A 19997-nucleotide genomic window follows, 5' to 3' on the forward strand; every position below is an offset into this window, starting at 1 on the left:
ATCTATACTTTATGCCCAATCAATTACAACAAATTGCCATTCGATGGTTCGATGCTTTTAATACCAAAAATTTAGAGAAATTACTAGAACTATACGACGACGAAGCCCAACATTTCAGTCCGAAGTTAAAAATTCGTCAACCCGAAACTAATGGTTTAATCATTGGAAAAGAAGCGATGCGTGTTTGGTGGCAAGATGCTTTTGATAGATTGCCAACATTACACTACAAAGTAACTTCATTAACCGCTAACACTGACCGTGTTTTCATGGAATACATTCGTCAAGTCGAAGGCGAATCCGATATGTTGGTAGCTGAAGTCTTAGAAATTAAAGAGGGAAGAATTGTGTTTTCTAAGGTGTATCATGGGTAAATAATTACCCCTCAAAAACATAATCCGCATAAACCTGTTCAATCTCAGTAAACACATCCAATAATTGATTGATACCATCTGTAGTAACCAATTTTTGTTTGTATTCTTTAAAACCGTGAATACCTTTGAAATAATTGGTATAATGACGACGCATTTCGTTGATGCCTAATCTTTCGCCTTTCCATTCGATACTCCAAATTAAGTGATTTCTTGCGGCTTCAATTCGGTCGTTCATGCTTGGTGGTGCTAGTTTTTCTCCTGTGGCGAAATAATGTTTGATTTCATTAAAAATCCAAGGATAACCAATTGCAGCGCGACCAATCATCATACCATCTAAACCGTATTTATTTTTGTATTCCAATGCTTTTTCAGGAGAATCGATATCGCCATTTCCAAAAATTGGCATTGTAATTCTCGGATTTTCTTTCACTCGCTGAATGTGCGACCAATCTGAATGACCTTTGTACATTTGCGCACGAGTTCTAGCGTGAATGGTTAAAGCTTGTACGCCAATATCTTGCAAACGTTCAGCAACTTCATCAATATTAATCGAATTTTCATCCCAACCCAAACGTGTTTTTACCGTAACAGGCAAACTAGTTCCTTTAATAACCGCTTTCGTTAAGCGAATCATCAAATCGACATCTTTCAAAACGCCTGCTCCAGCACCTTTACAAACTACTTTTTTTACGGGACAACCAAAATTAATGTCTACCAAATCAGGTTGGACTGCATCCACAATTCTTGAAGACATTTCCATTGCTTCTTCATCACCACCAAAAATCTGAATTCCAACTGGACGTTCGTAATCAAAAATATCTAATTTTTGTTTGCTCTTCATAGCATCACGAATTAATCCTTCTGAAGAAATGAATTCCGAATACATCAAATCGGCTCCATGTAATTTACATAAACGACGAAATGGTGGGTCGCTTACGTCTTCCATTGGAGCTAACAATAAAGGAAAATCCGGTAGTATGATGTTACCAATTTTAGGCATTTTGATTCAATTTTTTGCAAAAATACGACAAGATTTTTTAATTATTGTTTTTTTTGGTTTTTACCACATAGAAAGATAGTTGGTTTGTGTTAAAAAATAAGAAGCTTCGCTTTTGGATAGTTTGTATAGGCTTTCACGATTATATCTGCCTATGTTTGAATGCAATTCCTGTGGATTACTAAAGCCTTTATTAAAAATCTATGTTTCTATGTGGTTTGTATTCTTTTTTTGGTATTTAGCGTTGCTTTTTGTTGATATACAATCAAAACTTTAGCTTATATTTGCAGATTAAACGAACAAGAGTTTGGAAGATGAAAATGGCTCTTGTACTTGAACTTTACATTGAAAGATGAAAAACATTAGAAATTTCTGCATTATTGCACACATTGACCACGGAAAAAGTACGTTGGCAGACCGTTTATTGGGCGCTACACAAACGGTGACCGCTCGTGAAGAAAAGGCACAGTTACTAGATAACATGGACTTAGAACGCGAACGTGGAATTACCATAAAAAGTCACGCTATTCAAATGGAATATACCTACAAAGGAGAACAATATATTCTAAATTTGATCGACACTCCAGGTCACGTGGATTTCTCGTATGAGGTTTCTCGTTCTATTGCTGCTTGTGAAGGCGCTTTGTTGATTGTAGATGCAGCGCAAAGTATTCAGGCTCAAACAATTTCCAATTTATATTTGGCTTTAGAAAATGATTTGGAGATTATTCCAGTTTTAAATAAAGTAGATTTGCCAAGTGCTAATCCGGAAGAAGTTAGTGATGATATTATCGATTTACTAGGTTGTAAATTGGAAGATATTATTCATGCTTCTGGAAAAACAGGTTTTGGTGTTGAAAATATTTTGGCAGCCATTATTGAAAAAATTCCTGCACCAAAAGGTAATGTTGATGAACCGTTACAAGCTTTGATTTTCGATTCGCATTACAATCCGTTTCGTGGAATTGAAGTTATTTTCCGTGTGAAAAATGGAGAAATTAAGAAAGGGCAGAAAATTAAATTCATGGCAACTGGCAATGAATATTTTGCAGATGAAGTAGGAACGTTGAAGTTAAATCAGGTTCCAAAAAACGTCATTTCTACTGGTGATGTTGGGTATTTAATTTCGGGAATTAAAGAAGCAAAAGAAGTAAAAGTTGGTGATACCTTAACGGATGCAAAAACGCCAACAACCAATATGATTACCGGATTTGAGGATGTAAAACCAATGGTTTTCGCCGGAATTTATCCTGTTGATACTGAAGATTACGAAGATTTGCGTGCTTCGATGGAAAAACTACAATTGAATGATGCTTCTTTGGTATTTACTCCTGAAAGTTCGGCGGCTTTAGGATTTGGTTTCCGTTGTGGATTCTTAGGAATGTTGCACATGGAAATTATTCAAGAGCGTTTAGAGCGTGAGTTTGATATGACGGTTATTACTACGGTACCTAACGTTTCGTATCATGCGTTTACCAAAAAAGAACCTGATACGGTTTTGATTGTAAACAATCCATCCGATTTACCAGAGCCTTCCAAATTAGATAGAGTAGAAGAGCCTTATATAAAAGCAACAATTATTACAAAGTCAGATTTCGTTGGAAATGTAATGAGTTTGTGTATCGAAAAGCGCGGTATTATTACCAATCAAACGTATTTAACAACCGAACGAGTTGAATTGAATTTCGATATGCCGTTAGCGGAAATTGTATTTGATTTTTATGATAGATTAAAAACAGTTTCTAAAGGATACGCTTCTTTTGACTATCATCCAATAGGAATGAAAGAATCGAAATTAGTAAAATTAGATGTGTTGTTAAATGCACAATCAGTAGATGCGCTTTCGGCTTTAATTCATGAAAGTAATGCATTCAACATTGGTAAAAAAATGTGTGAAAAGCTACGCGAATTAATTCCAAGACAACAATTTGATATTCCAATTCAAGCTGCAATTGGAGCCAAAATCATTGCTCGTGAAACCATTAAAGCATTACGAAAAGACGTTACTGCCAAATGTTATGGTGGTGATATCTCACGTAAACGTAAATTACTAGAAAAACAGAAAAAAGGTAAAAAGAGAATGCGTTTGGTAGGAAACGTAGAAATTCCACAAGAAGCTTTTATGGCTGTTTTGAAATTGAACGATTAATAAAAAATCACATAATTAACAAAAAGTTTGAATATTATTTAATATTCAAACTTTTTTAGTTTTAATTCATCTTTATTTGTGTTTTTTTGTTAAATTTAGATCTGTTGTATTAAATCTGAAGGAATTTTGAAAAAAACATTTTTTATATTCGCCTTTTTATATACTAGTTGTTTGTTTTCTCAAGCGATAACAGTTGATAATACTACAAATTCCCCAGCGCAATTAGTTGATTTGTTGTTGGGAAATTCTTGTGTAGAAGTTTCTAATATTTCCGTTTCATCAACTCAAGCTGTTGCTTATTTTAATCAAAATGGCTCTACTTTCCCAATTCCAGAGGGAATAATTATAAGAAATGGTGTTGCAACTTTTACTCAAGGACCTTATACAGGTGCTAATTTAAGTAGTTCGGTTACTGCTTCTGGTGATCCTTTTTTGCAAACTTTAAGTGATGCTAATGGAGGAACAAGCCCTATAGTAGATGCAGAGTATTTAGAGTTTGATTTCATTCCACTTTCTAACAGTTTTAGTTTTAATTTCTTATTTGCTTCAAACGAATACGGGTTTTATCAATGTGAATTCAGTGATGTTTTTGCTTTTGTGCTAACTAATTTGTCGTCAGGAGTTTCAACTAATTTAGCGGTAATTCCAGGGACAAGCACACCCGTTTCGGTTACGACAATCAGAAATAGTATTTACAATGATCCGTCTAGCCCAAATAATAGTTGCGCTTCTGTTAATCCTGGTTTTTTTGGAATTTATAATGTTGGAAATCCGGCTTCAACATTAAATATGAGAGGTCAAACGGTGGTTATGAATGCTTCTTCATCTGTTGTTCCAAATACACCTTACAGAATTCGATTGGTAATTGGGGATTATGCCAATTCAGGTTTTGATTCTGCAGTTTTTATTGCGGCAGGAAGTTTTACTACTACTTTAGATTTAGGAGAAGATCAAATTATTTGCACTGGCGATACGTTTCAGTTGGATACTAATTTAGATAATACCTTTACTTATACATGGTTTGAAAATGGAAATCCTATCCCTGGTGAAACAAATTCAACTTATACAGTAACTCAGGCAGGAACTTACACGGTTGAAGCGGTTAGAGGAACGTGTTTGATTACCGATACGATTGTCTTTACTGATTTGGCAGTTACAAATCCGGCCGACTTGCTTACCTGTAACACGGGTGCAGCCTCTTATAATTTTAATCTTACTACAAATAATGAAGCGGCTTTAGGTATTGATACTGCTATTTACGATGTTTTTTATTACGAATCCCCAGCAGATATAGTAGCAAATAATCCAATTCCAAATGGAGATTTAACTTCTTACCCAAGTGCAGGTGGTCAAACTATTTATATAAAGATTTTCAATACGGTAACTGGTAATTTTTGTGATGCCGAGTATGTCTTCGACTTGATTGTAACCAATGCTGTTGTAGCAACACAACCTAGTCCTGTTTCAGTTTGTGAAGGTCAAGGAAGTACAACATATACTTTTACTAGCACAACAACTGATGAAGTTTTAAATGGTCAATCTCCAGCTAATTATACCGTTACCTATTATAATTCTTTAGGAGAAGCTTCTTCTGGAACAAATCCTATAACTTCTATTTCAATTCCTAACGGAACAACTACAATTACTGTTGGAATTCGAATCCAAGATAATTCAAATCCTAATTGTTTCGATGTTACTTCTGTTATTATAACAATTAATCCACTACCTATTGTGGATGATATTCCTGACCCTATAGAGTGCAGTCAATTCACCTTGCCAACTATTGTAAATGGAACCTATTATTTGTTGTCAGGCGGACCAACAACACCTGGTCAAGTGCAATATAACATAGGTGACATATTAGTTGATGGAGGAACTTACTATGTTTTTGCTGGTCCAGATGCAAATGGATGCACAAATGAGTCAAGCTTTAATTTAACTTTAATTGACGAATATATTCCTCAATTAGATCATTGTGGGCGATTTGTTGTGCCAACACCACCTGAAAATATTGGAAATTTTTATACACAACCCGGAGGGCCAGCAGGAACGGGAGTTATTGTTCCATCAGGCACTGAATATATAAATAGTTCAGATACTACTTTTACAGAAACTTTGTATTATTATGCAGAGATTGATGGTGTGTTGTGTAGAGACGAACAGTTTGTTTTCTATGTACATCCATTACCTTTAGTCGATGATCCAGACGATGTTACTACTTGTGATTCTTATGTATTGCCTCCATTAGCAAACGGGTTTTATAATACGACTCCTGACGGAAGCGGAACAACTTTAAATACAGGTGATATAATTAGTATCAGCGGACCAAACTTTCCAGGAACGTATTATGTTGTTAATTCTTTAGCTCATACTAATAGTCAGGGGCAACCCGGAGCTTGTATCGACTTTAATGATTTGGTAATTAATTTGGTAGATACAACCGTTTTTACGACTGTTTCAGGTTGTGGTGTTTACACATTGCCAGTTGTTCCTTTCGGAGGATATTTTACAGCACCTAATGGTGGCGGAACTCCAATTACTGATTTGAATATTACGTCTTCTCAAGTAGTCTATTATTTTACCAATACAACCACATTGCCTAATTGCACGTCTAACTTAAATTACAATATTACGATTAATCCTTTACCGCTAGTTGATACAATTGCAAGTGATGTTTATTGTGGTGAATTTGTCTTGCCTGTTCTTAACAATGGCACTTATTATACCTTATCTGGTGGACCAACAGTATCTGGTCAGCAACAATTAAATGCGGGAGATAGAATTGATTTATCAGGATTAAACTTATCGCCTGGAACCTATTATATTTATAATGGAATTGATGCTAATGGTTGTGAAAACGAATCAAGTTTTACCATTACTTTAAATCCGTTTCCATCTGCTGATAATGTGTTTAGTAGAACAGAATGTTTGCCTTATTCTATACCAACACCTGTAAACGGGACCATTTATACGGCTCCAGATGGACCAAGTGGAGGAGGGACAGTGGTTTCTTCAACTCAAGTATTTGATATTACACAAACTTTTTATTTATACAATATTTATACTTCAACTGGTTGTGAAATAAATTTACCTTTTACAATCACTTATAATGGTATTAATTTACCAGATTATCCAAATGTAAATGTATGTGAGTTTGAAAATTTTCAACTACCTGCTTTAACACATGTAGCTCCAACGCCATTTGATTATACTATTGGATATTTTTATGATTCCAATGGAGTAAATCCTGTGCCACCAGGAACCGTTTTCAATACGTCAAATACAACTACAACTATTTATGTATATGCGGTTAATGGTGATAGAATTATTTGTACGGAAGAAGATAGCTTTGATATTGTAGTTTCCGAAACACCTAACTTAGCTACTTTGGGTTTAGTTTTCGATAATGAAGAATGCGGAACTTACGTGTTACCTACATTGCCAACAACAACTTATAATATTGGTTATTATTCGCAATCTGGGGGTAATGTTTCGGATTTGATTACGAATTTGAATATTTCAGCTCCAGGAACCTATACGTATTATGTGTATGCTTCGGCTATCGGAAATCCAAATTGTAATGACGAAATTTCATTTACATTCACAGTTCACCCATTACTTGATATTACCATTGAAGGAGGAATTATCTGTGTAGATTCTCAAACCGGTGATGTACTAAGAACCTTTACAATGAATTCGGGTTTAAATCCTGCATTTTTTACAGTAAATTGGTTTTTAAACGGTACTTTAATGGGAACTGGACCAAGTTATACTGCTTCTCAAGCTGGAGTTTATACGGTTGAATTTATTAAGTTAACACCAGATGTTGGCGCAGATTGCAACTATAATTCAACCACAGCAACTATCATACAGTCTAGTCCTGCTGTTGCTGACTTTACGGTAAGTACTCCGTTTGAAAACAATACTTTTATCACGGTAAATCTTACTGGTGGATTTGGCGATTATTTGTATCAATTGGTTTATCCTGATGGAAGCGTAACGGAATATCAATCTAGTAATGTGTTTACTAACTTGCCCACTGGCGAATACTACGTAAATATTTATGATGTTTTAGGAAATTGTTCACCTACAATTGTGGGTCCAATTTATATTATCAATTACCCTAATTTCTTTACTCCCAATGGAGATGGTTATAACGAAACATGGAATATCTGGGATTTAAGTCATCAACCAGAAGCTATAATTTCGATATTTGACCGTTATGGTAAACTTTTAAAACAAATGTCTGCTTCCAGTGATGGTTGGGATGGTAAATTCAATGGTCAGGATTTGCCTTCTACTGATTATTGGTTTCTAGTAGAATATTATCCACAAAATTCAACCGAAAAGCAACAATTTAGAGCCCACTTTTCTTTAATACGTTAATTAACATTTGTAGCATTTATTCAAGAATTAAAAGCAGTAATTTTGTAATATGTATGCTTTAGTTGATTGTAATAATTTCTATGTTTCCTGTGAGCGTGTTTTTCAACCTCAATTGAATAACAAGCCAGTAGTCGTTTTGTCTAATAATGATGGATGTGTTATTTCGCGCAGTAACGAAGCAAAACAACTAGGAATTTCAATGGGTGCACCCGAGTTTCAACTTCGTGAAAAAATAAAGGCCAATGGTATTCATGTATTCTCATCTAATTATGCTTTATACGGTGATTTAAGCGGTAGGGTTATGCGGTTGCTAACTCATTTTACTCCCAATGTTGAGGTATATAGTATTGATGAAGCTTTTCTGAATTTTGAAGGAATGAAAATTCCTAATTATGAAAGTTATGGTGCTAAAATGAAGACATTAATTCATAAATGTGTTGGAATCCCCATTTGTGTAGGTTTTGCTCCTTCGAAAGCATTAGCGAAAGTTGCCAATAAAATTGCAAAAAAATTTCCAGACCGTACGCAAGGCGTTTATGTAGTTGATACAGAAGAGAAGCGGTTAAAAGCTCTTAAATGGACTAAAATTGAAGACGTTTGGGGTATTGGTTTTCGATTGGCAAAAAAAATGTTAGCAAAAAACATCCGTACCGCTTATGATTTTACGTTACCACAACATGAAGCTTTTATCCAACGTGAAATTGGTGTAGTTGGTATTCGTTTACGTATGGAACTACTCGGTATTTCCGTTTTGGAAATGGAAGAGCCTAAGTCTAAAAAAAATATTGCTGTTACTAGAAGTTTTGAAAATGATATTGCTGATTTTGACAGTTTGAAGGAGCGAATTCTGACTTTTGCATCGGTTTGTTCAGAGAAATTGCGAAAGCAAAACTTATGTTGTACGACTGTTATTTTATACTTAAAAAAGAATAAATTCAAAGTAAATCAAGGAGATAAATACAATTTTTATCGAATGGAATCGCTTCCTTTTGCAACTAATACCTCATTTTCTATTGGACAAGCAGCAACTAAAATGTTAAACGATATTTACCAAGAAGGCACAGCTTATAAAAAAGCTGGAATTATCGTTACAACAATTATTCCTCAAGGGCAGAAACAGTTTTCTTTGTTTGATGAAGAAAATCCGAAATACCAACGTATTGTTGAGGTAATGGATTTTTGGCAGAAAAAATCGGGAGAACGCAAGATTAAATTGGCTGGGCAAGATTTATCAAAAACATGGAAAATGCGTCAAAATCATTTGTCGCAATGTTATACTACTGATATTAATGAAATACTAAAAGTGAAATGTTAGGGAAAACCACAAAATTACAATTCTTTCAGCCCGATTTTAATTCTGGAATTAGTATACCAATTATTAATCAGGGAATTAATGCTGGATTTCCTTCTCCAGCTGCCGACTTTGAAGAAGAAAAAATTAGTTTAGATGCGTTTCTAATTAAAAACAAAGAGGCAACTTTTTATGCTAAAGCAAGTGGTAATTCAATGATAGACGCAGGAATAAGTGATGGTGATATTCTAGTAATCGACAGAAGTTTGCCTGTGATTAGCAATCGAATCGCGGTTTGTTTTATAGACGGCGAGTTTACCGTTAAACGAATTGAAATTCAGGAAGATAAAATTTTACTCTTGCCCGAAAATTCAAATTACAAACCAATTGAGGTTTCAAAAGAAAATGAGTTTGTAGTTTGGGGAATTGTAACCTATGTGATTAAAAAATTGACATAAAAAAATCCCGATAAAATCGGGATTTTTTGTACTCTATTTTTTTTATTTAAAACTGAAAGCGATTGTCTTTGATAGTAGCTTTATCTTTTAAAGCTTCATATGCTCTCATTTGTGCATTGTTTTGTTGTGTTTGCATTTCTTGAGTAATTTGGCTTGTGTAAGCGTTTACAGCAGGAGCTTCAATTACAGATTTGGCTCTGATGATAAATACACCACTATTCCCATCAATTAATTTCGAAGTTTTTCCTGTTGCTAAAGCAAATGCAGTTCCAACAACTTTTGGTTCTTGACCAACATTTGGAATTAAAACATTTCCTAAAATCACATCGTTAGCAGTTAAAACAGAACTTCCAGTAGCTTTTGCTACTTCCTCTAATGTGGCACCTGTCATTTTCTTTTTAATTAAGTCTGCTTTTTTCTCGTTGCGTAAAATTACACCAACATTTTCTCTAGCATATTCTAATGGAAGTAAACCCGTATCGTTTTTCTCTTTTAATTTTGCAACAATATATCCTTGAGGTGTTTCAAAACGTTTTACGCTTCCCACATTTGTGTCTTCATTGAATGTCCAACGAACCACTTCTCTTTGTGCTCCTAAACCAGAAACGAATTCATCAAAAGCTTTTATGTTTCCTGCAGGAACAACTGTTAAATTAGCTGCTTTAGCAATCTCCTCGAAATTTTTAGTAGTTGCATCTGCTTCTAATTTTGAAGCTGTTGTATAAACAGCATCAATAGTTTTACTTGAAGGCTCAATTTTTTGTGCTACTGTTCCAATTAACACAGAGCTATATTTATCAGCTACTTTAATAACATGGAAACCAAATTCTGTTTCAACTAATCCAATTGCGCCTACTGGGCTATCAAATACGAAATCATTGAACTTTGGAACCATTTGTCCTGGCATAATATTGTCATATTCACCACCTTTTCCTTTAGAACCTGGATCATCAGTGTTTTCGTCAGCTAATAAACCGAAACCTACTGGATTTGCTTTTGCTTTAGCTAATAATTCGTTAGCTAATTTTTGCGCTTCGTCTTTAGTTCTTGTAGCTGATGAGCGTTCTGCTCCTTCATAAGAAATTAAAATATGACTAGCTTTTGCACTTGCATTTGCTTTTTTGTCAATCATTTTAGAAACACATTGGAATCCGCTGTAAGTATAAGGTCCAAAAACTTCATCTTTTGATAAATTGAATAATTGTTCTTGATATTCAACTGGAAGTTGTGATTTTGCTAAGTAAGTAGAATCAAATTTGATATCTGAATTAGCATTCACAAATGATGCTACATCCGTTACATCTTTGAATGCAGGTAATGTGTCGTTTTGTTGTGTCTTCTCATTGTATACAACTTTACCGTACAAAACTGAGTTAATAGCGCCAACCATTGCTTTTTCATCTTCGTCAGATGGTTTGTTTTCAATTAAAACATATTCGATGCTTCTTGTGTTGTCTGACTTGTATTTTTTTGCATTTTTCTTCATGTATGCAATAATTTCATCGTCAGAAACTTTTACTTCTTCATCATTAATTGAGCTATAAGGAACAGTTACGTATTCGAAATTCGCTTTTTTGTTTTCAACCATATGTTTGAACTTTCCTTCAGCTTTAGTAGTGTATACTCCACCTTTGATTAAGTTGTAGTACAATTGCTCTATAGCAGTTTTTTCTACCTCTGCTTCAAAGTTTTGCCATTCTCTCCAACGATCTTGATTTGGATCATTTTTGATAGACTTTACAAATTCTCTGAATTTATTTTCGTCAAATGTTCCTGCCGCATTTAAAAACTGAGGATTTTGAGCAAAATATGGATTTTCTTTAATTACTTTTACAAGTTGGTCACCCGCAATTCCTAATCCTAATTTTTCGATTTCATCACCAATGATGATGCTTCTTACGTGTTGTTCCCAAACACTATTGATTGCTTGCGTGTTTGAAGTGTTTTGTCCTTGTTTTTCAACTTGAGCTACTTTTTGCATGAACTCAATTGAAGAAATATCGGTACCATTTACAGAACCTACATTATTAGAATTTGAACCGAAACCACCACTTTGGATTACATCTGCTAATACAAATGAAAATAATGCTAGCGCAATGATTACGATTAAAACGAATGAACGTTGTCTAATTTTAGATAAAACTGCCATTTTTATATCAATTTACTTTTTTTCAGAGGGCGAAAATACAATTATCTATTCAATAATAAAATAGAAAATGCATAATTTCAGTTAATTTTTTATTGTTTTTCATCAAGAATCGAAAGTCGAACCAATTCAATTTTTTTATTTGAAGCGGAATGTATGGTAATTTCGAAATTTTCTATTCTTATTTTTTCTTCTTTTTGCGGAATTTCATTGGTATTATGAACGATAAAACCACCTAAGGTACTGTATGAATCTGTTTCTGGAATATTGAGATTGTATTTTTCATTCAAGAATTCTACATCCAAACGCGCAGAGAAAAGATAAATATCTTCTTCGATTTTTTCATCAATTAAGGTTTCGTCTTCGTCATGTTCATCTTCAATTTCACCAAAAAGCTCTTCTATAATGTCTTCTACAGTTACAATCCCTGAAGTTCCGCCGTATTCATCCAGAATTACTGCCATGCTTTTTCTTTTTTTGGTAAGCATGTCTAATAAATCTTTAATAAAGATGGTTTCGGGAACAAATTCTATTGGAATCATTACTGATTTGATGGATTTTGGCTTTTTGAACAATTCAAACGAATGCACGTAACCTAAGATGTCGTCTATTCCTTCTTGATAGATGACAATTTTAGAATATCCAGTTGAAATGAACAGTTCTTTTAGCTCGTTAACTGAATCGGTAATATCGACTGCAGCAATTTCTGTTCGTGGCGTCATTATGTCTCTGGCTTTGAGCGCTGAGAATTCTAATGCATTTTGAAAAATTTGAATTTCGGAATCAATCTCTTCGCTATTGGAAATGCCGTTTATTTGTTCGGAAATGTAATTTCCTAGTTCAACTTTACTAAAATATTCCTGAACTTGATCGCCTTCTGTTTTAAAGAATTTAATTAAAATAAAATCAGAAATCCAAATAATAAATTTAGTAACCCAATAGAATAATTGATAGAAAACATAAGCCGGAAATGCAAAAAGTTTTACAAATGAATTTGCATATATCTGAAAAAAAACTTTTGGAAGAAATTCTGCTGTAAATAAAATAATGATTGTTGAAAGTATGGTTTGGAGTAATAAATTTACAAATGGAGTAAAAGAAAACGAAAATGACGTTAGCCAATTCATTAACAGTTCTCCAGAAAATATACCATAAACTACCAAAACCACATTGTTACCAACGAGCATAGAGGTTATGAACTGCGATGGTTTTTCAATGAGTTTGTTTAGAATTTTTGCATTGAAATTGTTTTGTTTTTTTTCTATGGAAAGGTATACTTTGTTTGAAGAAACATATGCTATTTCCATTCCAGAGAAAAAGGCTGAGAGTAAAAGACAAATTACAATTACCGTAATTTCCATAGGTAATTATTGACGGTTTTGATATTTTTTGTAGAAATGTCTTCTAAAAAAGAACATGCCAATGCAAACCACTCCAACAACGATTGGAAGTATAAAATCTTCACCTGCTTGCCATTGTGTATAAGCAAAACCAAAAGAAAAAATAGCAAAAGCTAAATAGAAATATTGAATAAATTTTAAATATGTCATGATGTGAAATTTTACCAAAAGTAGGTAAATTATTTGAGTTGGTAAAACGAATTACTCAGAAGAATTTACTTCACCGCTACTTTGTTGCATGTTGAAGATTTTGAAATCTTTGCTAAAATCTACGCCTGGTCCTTGAAGATAACCACCGTCTTCTTTTGTAAATTTAAAAAACTTCTCCGTAAAAAACCATTCGTTTTTTTGATCGTAATACAATTGCGATGTTTCTAGTTTTTTTCCATCGTGAGAAGTAATGGTAACATCGCCTTGTAAATCAATGATATCTGTTTTTTTATAGGTAATGGCGTAATTGGATTTAATAATAGTAGTGTTTCCTTTATCATCAAACATGGTTACTAGAATTCCTTTTGGAAATTCGGTAAAAGGGTTTTCTATAGTGGCGTAATCCAACATTTTTGGACTTTGTAAAATAGACTTTATTTTACCTGAGTCTGTATAACGAAGATTAATAGTGTCGGCTTCACCTGAAGGAACAAATGACGATTGATTAAAGCGTTGCACATCTTTTAAAGAACCTTCACATGAAAAAAACATAGTCACGATAAATACCGTGACCATGTTTAAAAATATATTTTTAATTTTTTGGTTCATCTTATAATGTTGGTACTACAACACTTTCGCCTACCCAACAATCAAAGGCAATTCTTTTTCCAGACATACCTTCATTAAAGATATCGGTTCTAGAAGGAGCTGCTGCTCTGTAGCTTGCTGCCATTTTATTTGCTGCTTCTTTTAGAGATGAATCTGCTACTGCTGCTTTGTCTGCATATTGAGCTGCTAACCAATACATTGCTCTTTTGTCAAATGGCGTTTTTCCACAATCATTGATGCTGTTTCCATACAATTGAGCGATTAATAAATAGGCTCTTCCGTATGATGGCTTCACTTGTAAAGCTTTTCTAGCATAAGCTCTAGCTTGACTTTTGTTTGAATTCATGTAAGTTGAAGCAATTTTCATGTAAACTGTCGCTTTTTTAGTGTTATCGGTGTACAAGTTAGCGGCTTGCTCAAAATAACTCATTGCTTTAGTTGTATTTTTCTTTTGCATTTCAACAACCCCCAATTTGTATGCTGCATCTGCACTTGGGTTTAATTTGTAAAGTGCTTCAGAAATTTTAGAAAACAATGGATCAGTATCACATTCTTTAGACTCTAAACGGTCAGCGGCTCTTTTTAACCAAACTTCGTTATTTTTGTTTTCTTCAAATCCTTTTTGGTAGAAAGGAATTAATTTATCACAGCTTGAAAGTTCTATAATAATAGCATCCATACTAGAAGTTACAATGGTTATGTTTTCTAAATTTTCTTCCAATTTGGCTTTTCTTTTAGCTTCTTTAGAATCTAATTGAGCGCCTGCTTCTTCTTTTGCAATTAAAATGTCTTTAGCTTCAGAATCAACTTTTTCTAGTTCAGCAAGTTTTTCAGAAATATCATCATATTTATCGAAAACTTGTTGTAATGTAATTCCTTTCGTTCCTGCTTTGTAATCGTTTACGAAAATTTCGAAATAAGCATATAATCCTCTTGTTGAGCTAAAATTAGCATTATCACTTTTAAATGCATTATCAAAATAGTTGTAGATTTCTACTTTCTTTTCAGGCGCATAGCTAAATAAAGCTAATCCTTTCTTCATATCTACCCCAGCTCCATCATTTGGGAAATATTTAAAAAATTCTTCGTATAATTTCAATAAATCAGCTACATATTTTTCTTTTTCAGCATTATCTTTAGCTGTATCAATACGTTGTTTGATTGCAAATTCACCATAGTTGTAAATGCCTTTATGAAAAGAAGGGCAGTCTTTTCTTAACGTAGTTAAATAATCATAAGCGGCACCATCCTTTGCTTTTACTGATGTGGCAAGTAAACTGATGTTCTCAGTACAAGCTTCAGCATTTTGAGTGTAACCTATGTAGCTAATTGCTGTAAGTGCTAATAAAGTTAACGTCTTTTTCATTTTTATTTAATTTTCAGGTTAATTAATCTATTAGGGTCTTTTTAAACCATTTATCACTTAAGGATAATCCTATACTAAGATTGAAATAGTTTTCTTGAATTAAGCCACTTGAAGTTGTTCCTCTTTTACCAAATTCAAAACCAACATCAATTTTAGAAACTCCTAGTGGTAATCCTAAACCAAAATTCATGCCATAGTCATTTATGGTCTGATTATTTATCACTAGTCCATTAGTATCATATCGGAAACCAGCACGATAAACAACTCTACTTAAATAGCTGTTGAAGGAATCATACTTTGGAATATAATAGCCTCCGATAGTATATCTTTGAGAATTTTTGTAGGTTGAATTTGAGTTTTCTATAAATAAATTATTTTGTTTACTAGAATTAGAAAAACTAATTTCTGAACCCAACATCCACGTATTAGTTTTTCCAATTCCAAAGCCTAAACTTAATTTTGAAGGTAAGACAATGTTCTCGTCTGGTATTTCTATTTCTACTGGTTCAGTAACTTGGAATTCGTTTCCTAAATTATCAAATGCAATTAAAGATAGATTTCTCGTTTTATTTGTTTTAAATTCAGATTTAGGTCTGTAGGTAAGACTAGAATAAAGATTTAAATTGTTTTGAATTTTTTTATTAAATAATATTCCTAAATTATAAGAAAAACCAGATATATTATAAGAATTTTCTTCTTTTGTGCCTAGTTGGACAATTGTATTTGTGTTTAAGTCAAACATGGTTTGTTTTGAAGTATTATTGATTACTCCAAAGTTATATTCAATATTAAATCCAAAGCTCAAATGTTGATTATAATTGTAGGCTCCACCAACAAAAAAATTATTAACATTTCCACTTCCTAATAATTGTCTATTTCTAAGAATGTTGTTTTCATCGGTTGTTCTTAAGTTTATTTTGTAACCAACCGCACTATAGGGGATTAATCCAAATGATGCTCCAAATTTTCCCATAGGAATTCCAACAGCTAAATAGTCTAAACTTGTTCGTTGTGCTTGTTCGGTTGTTGTGTTATTTTTTAAATTATTAAAGTTGCTACTTCCGCCAACTGCAAAAGTTGTTAAATAAAGTCTTGAATAAGATGCAGGGTTTTGTAAGTTAAGAGAAATACTGTCACCAGTTATATTTAAACCGCCCATGGCTCTTGCATCGTGTGTCCCTCTAAATCTTACATCTCCAAGCCCGTAATAGGAGTATGGTGAAGATGTGTTTTCTTGTGAAAATCCTAATAACCCTGTAACTAACAAGGTGAATGATAAAACTATTTTTTTAGTCATTTTGATTTTTTGCGTATATAAAAAGTTCATTCAGACTTTCCAATAGAAAATTTGAATTGGCAAATATGGTGTTTTTTATGTTTTTAGCCAAAAAAATGGCATCGCCTCCTGTTAAAATTATTGTTAAATCTTCATATTTGTCAGAATATTGCGCAATGAAGCCATTTATTTCATGGAAAATCCCATTTACTACGCCAGATAAAATTGCCTCATTTGTAGTGTTGCCAATAAAATTTTCGGGATAAGCTGCTTCTAATAACGGTAATTTAGCTGTGTAATTGTGCAATGCCTTTAATCTTAAAGATAACCCAGGAGAAATGGCACCTCCAAAATAGTTGTTGTTTGAATCTACAAAATCATAAGTTATGCAGGTTCCAGCATCAATAATTAGCCGATTTTGATTTGGAAATTTTAATGATGCGCCTGCTGCCAATACAATTCTATCGATTCCTAAAGTGGTCGGTGTAGCGTATAAATTTTGAAATGGAACTTTTGTTTGATGATTGATTTTCTCTAAAATAATTACTTTTTCCAAGTTTTTAATCACACTTTCTTCCATTTTTCCAACCGAAGATGTGATGCCATGTGTGATTTTAGGATGTGATTTTAAAATTTCTTTAAATTTTTTTTCAGCAAGTTCTTTTTCAAAAACAAAGTGTTCAATAATTGTATGCTGTTCAAATACAGCACATTTAATTCGAGTATTCCCAATGTCGATTGCTAAAAGCATAGTGTTTGTTTCTTGCTGACAAATATACAAATTGATTTTTTTTAAAAATTGTTTTGGAAAATATAAAATAGGTTCTATATTTGCACCCGCAATCATCAAGCAGTTTGTTTGAAATTGTGAAAGGTACCTTAGCTCAGATGGTAGAGCAATGGACTGAAAATCCATGTGTCCCTGGTTCGATCCCTGGAGGTACCACTGAAAATCCCAACTTTGTTGGGATTTTTTGTTTTTATACCTTTTGTAAAATCATTTCTTTGTATGAAAGTACAGTTTCGTATCCTTTGTTTTTGAAATATTGAGTAGGATTTTCTTTGGAAATAACCATTACAAAATCGCCGCCCCAAGCACCTAGGCTTTTTACAATTCCTTTAAAATCCGAAAAAAGTTGTTCTTTAATCGTAATTGTTTCTAAAAGATTACTCATAATGGCTTGGTGTTTTTCCATTAATAAAGCAAAACTTCTACCATCATTACATTGTAAAATTTCTTCCGTAATTTGATTGATTTCTGGAATAATTTTGTGGACTCTGTGTTGTTTGTTCCTATAATTTAAAATGGCTGATTTGCTACTTTGTTTTTGGTTCAAATACACAAAATGGATATTCTCTTTAAATTCAGGATCAAAAGCTATGGCTTCGAAATGCACTTTTTCATTTTCTAACCAATATAAAATGGGTTCGTTTGTTTGGGCGCAAGCAATATCGTAACCGCTACCGCCAAAACTTTTGCGTAACAATTCAAAAGCATCAATTTTTAGCCATTGTCCAATGTTATTAATTAAGGTGGAAGAAGTTCCTAAACCCCAATTTCTAGGGAATGTTAAATGCGTTTCTACAACATAGCCGTTTGCTTGCAGAAAATCTGGATTTTGTAAATAGGCTTGGTGTAAAATTTCAATTAATGTGTTTTTTACAGCCAAATTTTTATCGGAAGTGGTTTTGTTTTTGATTTCTTCGAATGTGATGGTGTCTTCAAACCAAATAGTACTATCGGAATCAAAACTTGTCCAATGAATTTCTTGGTTTTTACCTGGTTTTACTATCAAGTTTTGCCCGAATTTTGTGGGAACTGCCAATGCTTTTGCACCATCTAAAACCACATATTCGGCGGTTAGTAGTAGTTTTCCGTTGCTGTAAAAAGTTTGATTTTGCATGTTGTTCTATTGAAATTCAATTGCCCTAGCCCCGATAGCAGTGGAAATCCTTTTTTTAAACCTAACAGGTTTCAAAAACCTGTTAGGTTTAAAAAAAGATTGTAACGGATAGCGGGAAATAGCTCCTAAAAAATAATTAACTTCTAATTTTTTCTAAATAATCCACGACTAAACTGTGGGAAATTGTAGTATTGGTAAAATAATCTAATACTTGTTGTTTCTCTTGTTTGGTAGCGTGGTGTTGGTTCAAAATATTCATTAAATGCATTTTCATGTGGCCTTTTTGAATTCCAGTAGTAGTTAATGAGCGAACGGCTGCGAAATTTTGTGCTAAGCCAGTAACAGCAACGATTTTCATTAATTCTTCGGCGTTTGGTTTTCCTAACATTTCCAATGAAAATTTTACTAATGGATGCAAATTAGTTAATCCGCCAATGGTTCCTAGTGCTAGTGGAATATCAATCCAGAAAGTGAAAATACCGTTTTCTATTTTGGCATGTGATAAACTGCTGTATTTTCCGTTTCGGCTAGCGTATGCGTGCGCTCCGGCTTCGATGGCTCTGAAATCATTTCCAGTTGCTAGTACTACAGCATCGATTCCGTTCATAATGCCTTTGTTGTGTGTTACTGCGCGATACGGTTCAATTTCGGCAATTTTGATGGCGGTTACAAATTTTTCTGCAAATTCTTTGCTATCGATATTGGCATCGTCACTTAATTGCTCGACTGGACAAAAAACTTCGGCTCTAACTACGCAATTAGGAACATAGTTACTCAAAATACTCATGATGATTTGTATTTTTTTCTCTTCTTCCGAAAAAGCTTCGTTTTGTTGGGCTTGATTTTCTAAAGTTTTGGCAAATTGTTCCAAACACGTATTAATGAAATTGGCTCCCATGCTGTCTTTTGTGTTAAAAGTAGCGTGTAATTGGTAGTAATTTGGCAATTCATTGGTTTTATCTACCAAAGCGATATCGAGAATTCCGCCGCCACGTTTTTGCATGTTTTTGGTGAAATTTTCGGTATCAGCGAAGAATTGTGTTTTAATGCTTTGGAAGAAACTGTTTAATTTTTCAAAATTTCCTGAAAACAGAAAATGCACTTGTCCAATTTTTTCCGTGTTCAAAACGGTTGCTTTAAAACCGCCGCGTTCGCTCCAGAATTTGGCTGCTTTTGCAACTGCTGCTACAACCGAACTTTCTTCAACCGCCATTGGGATGGTGTAATTTTTTCCGTTGATAATGAAATTTGGTGCAACGCCTAATGGCAAATAAAAATTGGAAATGGTGTTTTCGATGAATTCATCATGTAATTTTTGAATGTTTTCATCGGAATTCCAATATTGAGTAACGGTTTGTTTTGCTTCTTGTGGATTGGTAAAATATTGAGAAACAATCCAATCGATTTTTTCTTCTTTCGATAATTTTGAAAAGCCTTTATTTATTTGTGTCATATTCTTTTAGCAACTTTAGAAGTACAAAGATACTAATTGAA

15 protein-coding genes and 1 tRNA gene are annotated in these 19997 nt (G+C 33.5%); 6 read left to right on the forward strand and 10 right to left on the reverse strand.

Translation table 11 applies throughout. The features are described from left to right. The first annotated feature begins 11 nt into the window (after positions 1-11). A complete protein-coding gene (locus DPN68_RS06785) occupies positions 12-371 on the forward strand; it encodes a nuclear transport factor 2 family protein (protein ID WP_113988900.1) in 360 nt (119 codons plus the stop codon). Positions 372-375: 4 nt separating this feature from the next. Here DPN68_RS06785 and dusB read toward each other — a convergent pair whose 3' ends face one another. Beyond that, entirely contained in the window at positions 376-1371 is a 996-nt protein-coding gene (gene dusB, locus DPN68_RS06790; protein ID WP_113988901.1) for a tRNA dihydrouridine synthase DusB, read from the reverse strand. 349 nt (positions 1372-1720) lie between these two features. Between dusB and lepA the strand changes: the two genes are divergently transcribed. The 4 genes from lepA to DPN68_RS06810 all read left to right on the forward strand — a co-directional run bounded on the left by lepA (position 1721) and on the right by DPN68_RS06810 (position 9652). Next, positions 1721-3517, forward strand: coding sequence for a translation elongation factor 4 (gene lepA, locus DPN68_RS06795; protein ID WP_113988902.1), 1797 nt, complete (start codon positions 1721-1723; stop codon positions 3515-3517). A gap of 126 nt (positions 3518-3643) precedes the next feature. After that, entirely contained in the window at positions 3644-7903 is a 4260-nt protein-coding gene (locus DPN68_RS06800) for a T9SS type B sorting domain-containing protein (RefSeq protein ID WP_133256575.1), read from the forward strand. Positions 7904-7952: 49 nt separating this feature from the next. After that, positions 7953-9218, forward strand: a complete 1266-nt coding sequence (locus DPN68_RS06805; protein WP_113988904.1) for a Y-family DNA polymerase — start codon at positions 7953-7955, stop codon at positions 9216-9218. Continuing rightward, positions 9212-9652 carry a LexA family protein gene (locus DPN68_RS06810; RefSeq protein ID WP_113988905.1) on the forward strand — a complete coding sequence of 147 codons (441 nt, stop codon included), beginning with the start codon at positions 9212-9214 and terminating at the stop codon, positions 9650-9652. Before DPN68_RS06805 ends, DPN68_RS06810 begins: the two co-directional genes overlap by 7 nt. A 46-nt stretch (positions 9653-9698) precedes the next feature. On the opposite strand, the gene DPN68_RS06815 is transcribed toward DPN68_RS06810, so the two are convergent. The 7 genes from DPN68_RS06815 to DPN68_RS06845 all read right to left on the reverse strand — a co-directional run bounded on the left by DPN68_RS06815 (position 9699) and on the right by DPN68_RS06845 (position 17350). Then, a complete protein-coding gene (locus DPN68_RS06815; protein ID WP_113988906.1) occupies positions 9699-11801 on the reverse strand; it encodes a peptidylprolyl isomerase in 2103 nt (700 codons plus the stop codon). Between the two features lie 89 nt (positions 11802-11890). After that, positions 11891-13159 (reverse strand): hemolysin family protein, encoded by a 1269-nt coding sequence (locus DPN68_RS06820; protein ID WP_113988907.1) that lies wholly within the window; start codon positions 13157-13159, stop codon positions 11891-11893. A gap of 6 nt (positions 13160-13165) precedes the next feature. Next, on the reverse strand, positions 13166-13348 hold the full coding sequence (locus DPN68_RS06825) for a hypothetical protein (RefSeq protein WP_113988908.1): 183 nt from the start codon (positions 13346-13348) through the stop codon (positions 13166-13168). Positions 13349-13399: 51 nt separating this feature from the next. Beyond that, a complete protein-coding gene (gene lptC / locus DPN68_RS06830; RefSeq protein ID WP_239987050.1) occupies positions 13400-13924 on the reverse strand; it encodes an LPS export ABC transporter periplasmic protein LptC in 525 nt (174 codons plus the stop codon). A gap of 34 nt (positions 13925-13958) precedes the next feature. After that, the gene (locus DPN68_RS06835; protein ID WP_113988910.1) at positions 13959-15323 is read right to left on the reverse strand and encodes a tetratricopeptide repeat protein; all 1365 of its coding nucleotides are present in this window, start codon (positions 15321-15323) and stop codon (positions 13959-13961) included. Positions 15324-15345: 22 nt separating this feature from the next. Further along, on the reverse strand, positions 15346-16620 hold the full coding sequence (locus DPN68_RS06840) for a hypothetical protein (protein WP_133256576.1): 1275 nt from the start codon (positions 16618-16620) through the stop codon (positions 15346-15348). Continuing rightward, the gene (locus DPN68_RS06845; RefSeq protein ID WP_113989001.1) at positions 16613-17350 is read right to left on the reverse strand and encodes a type III pantothenate kinase; all 738 of its coding nucleotides are present in this window, start codon (positions 17348-17350) and stop codon (positions 16613-16615) included. Before DPN68_RS06845 ends, DPN68_RS06840 begins: the two co-directional genes overlap by 8 nt. Before the next feature lie 122 nt (positions 17351-17472). Here DPN68_RS06845 and DPN68_RS06850 point away from each other — a divergent pair. Continuing rightward, a tRNA-Phe gene (locus DPN68_RS06850) sits at positions 17473-17545 on the forward strand. A gap of 34 nt (positions 17546-17579) precedes the next feature. Here DPN68_RS06850 and DPN68_RS06855 read toward each other — a convergent pair. Further along, positions 17580-18503, reverse strand: a complete 924-nt coding sequence (locus DPN68_RS06855; RefSeq protein ID WP_113988912.1) for a GYDIA family GHMP kinase — start codon at positions 18501-18503, stop codon at positions 17580-17582. Positions 18504-18639: 136 nt separating this feature from the next. Further along, positions 18640-19956 carry a hydroxymethylglutaryl-CoA reductase, degradative gene (locus DPN68_RS06860; RefSeq protein WP_113988913.1) on the reverse strand — a complete coding sequence of 439 codons (1317 nt, stop codon included), beginning with the start codon at positions 19954-19956 and terminating at the stop codon, positions 18640-18642. Positions 19957-19997: the final 41 nt, after the last annotated feature.

Origin of the sequence: Flavobacterium tibetense (genome assembly GCF_003293845.1) — a bacterium.
Taxonomy (GTDB): Bacteria; Bacteroidota; Bacteroidia; order Flavobacteriales; family Flavobacteriaceae; genus Flavobacterium; species Flavobacterium tibetense.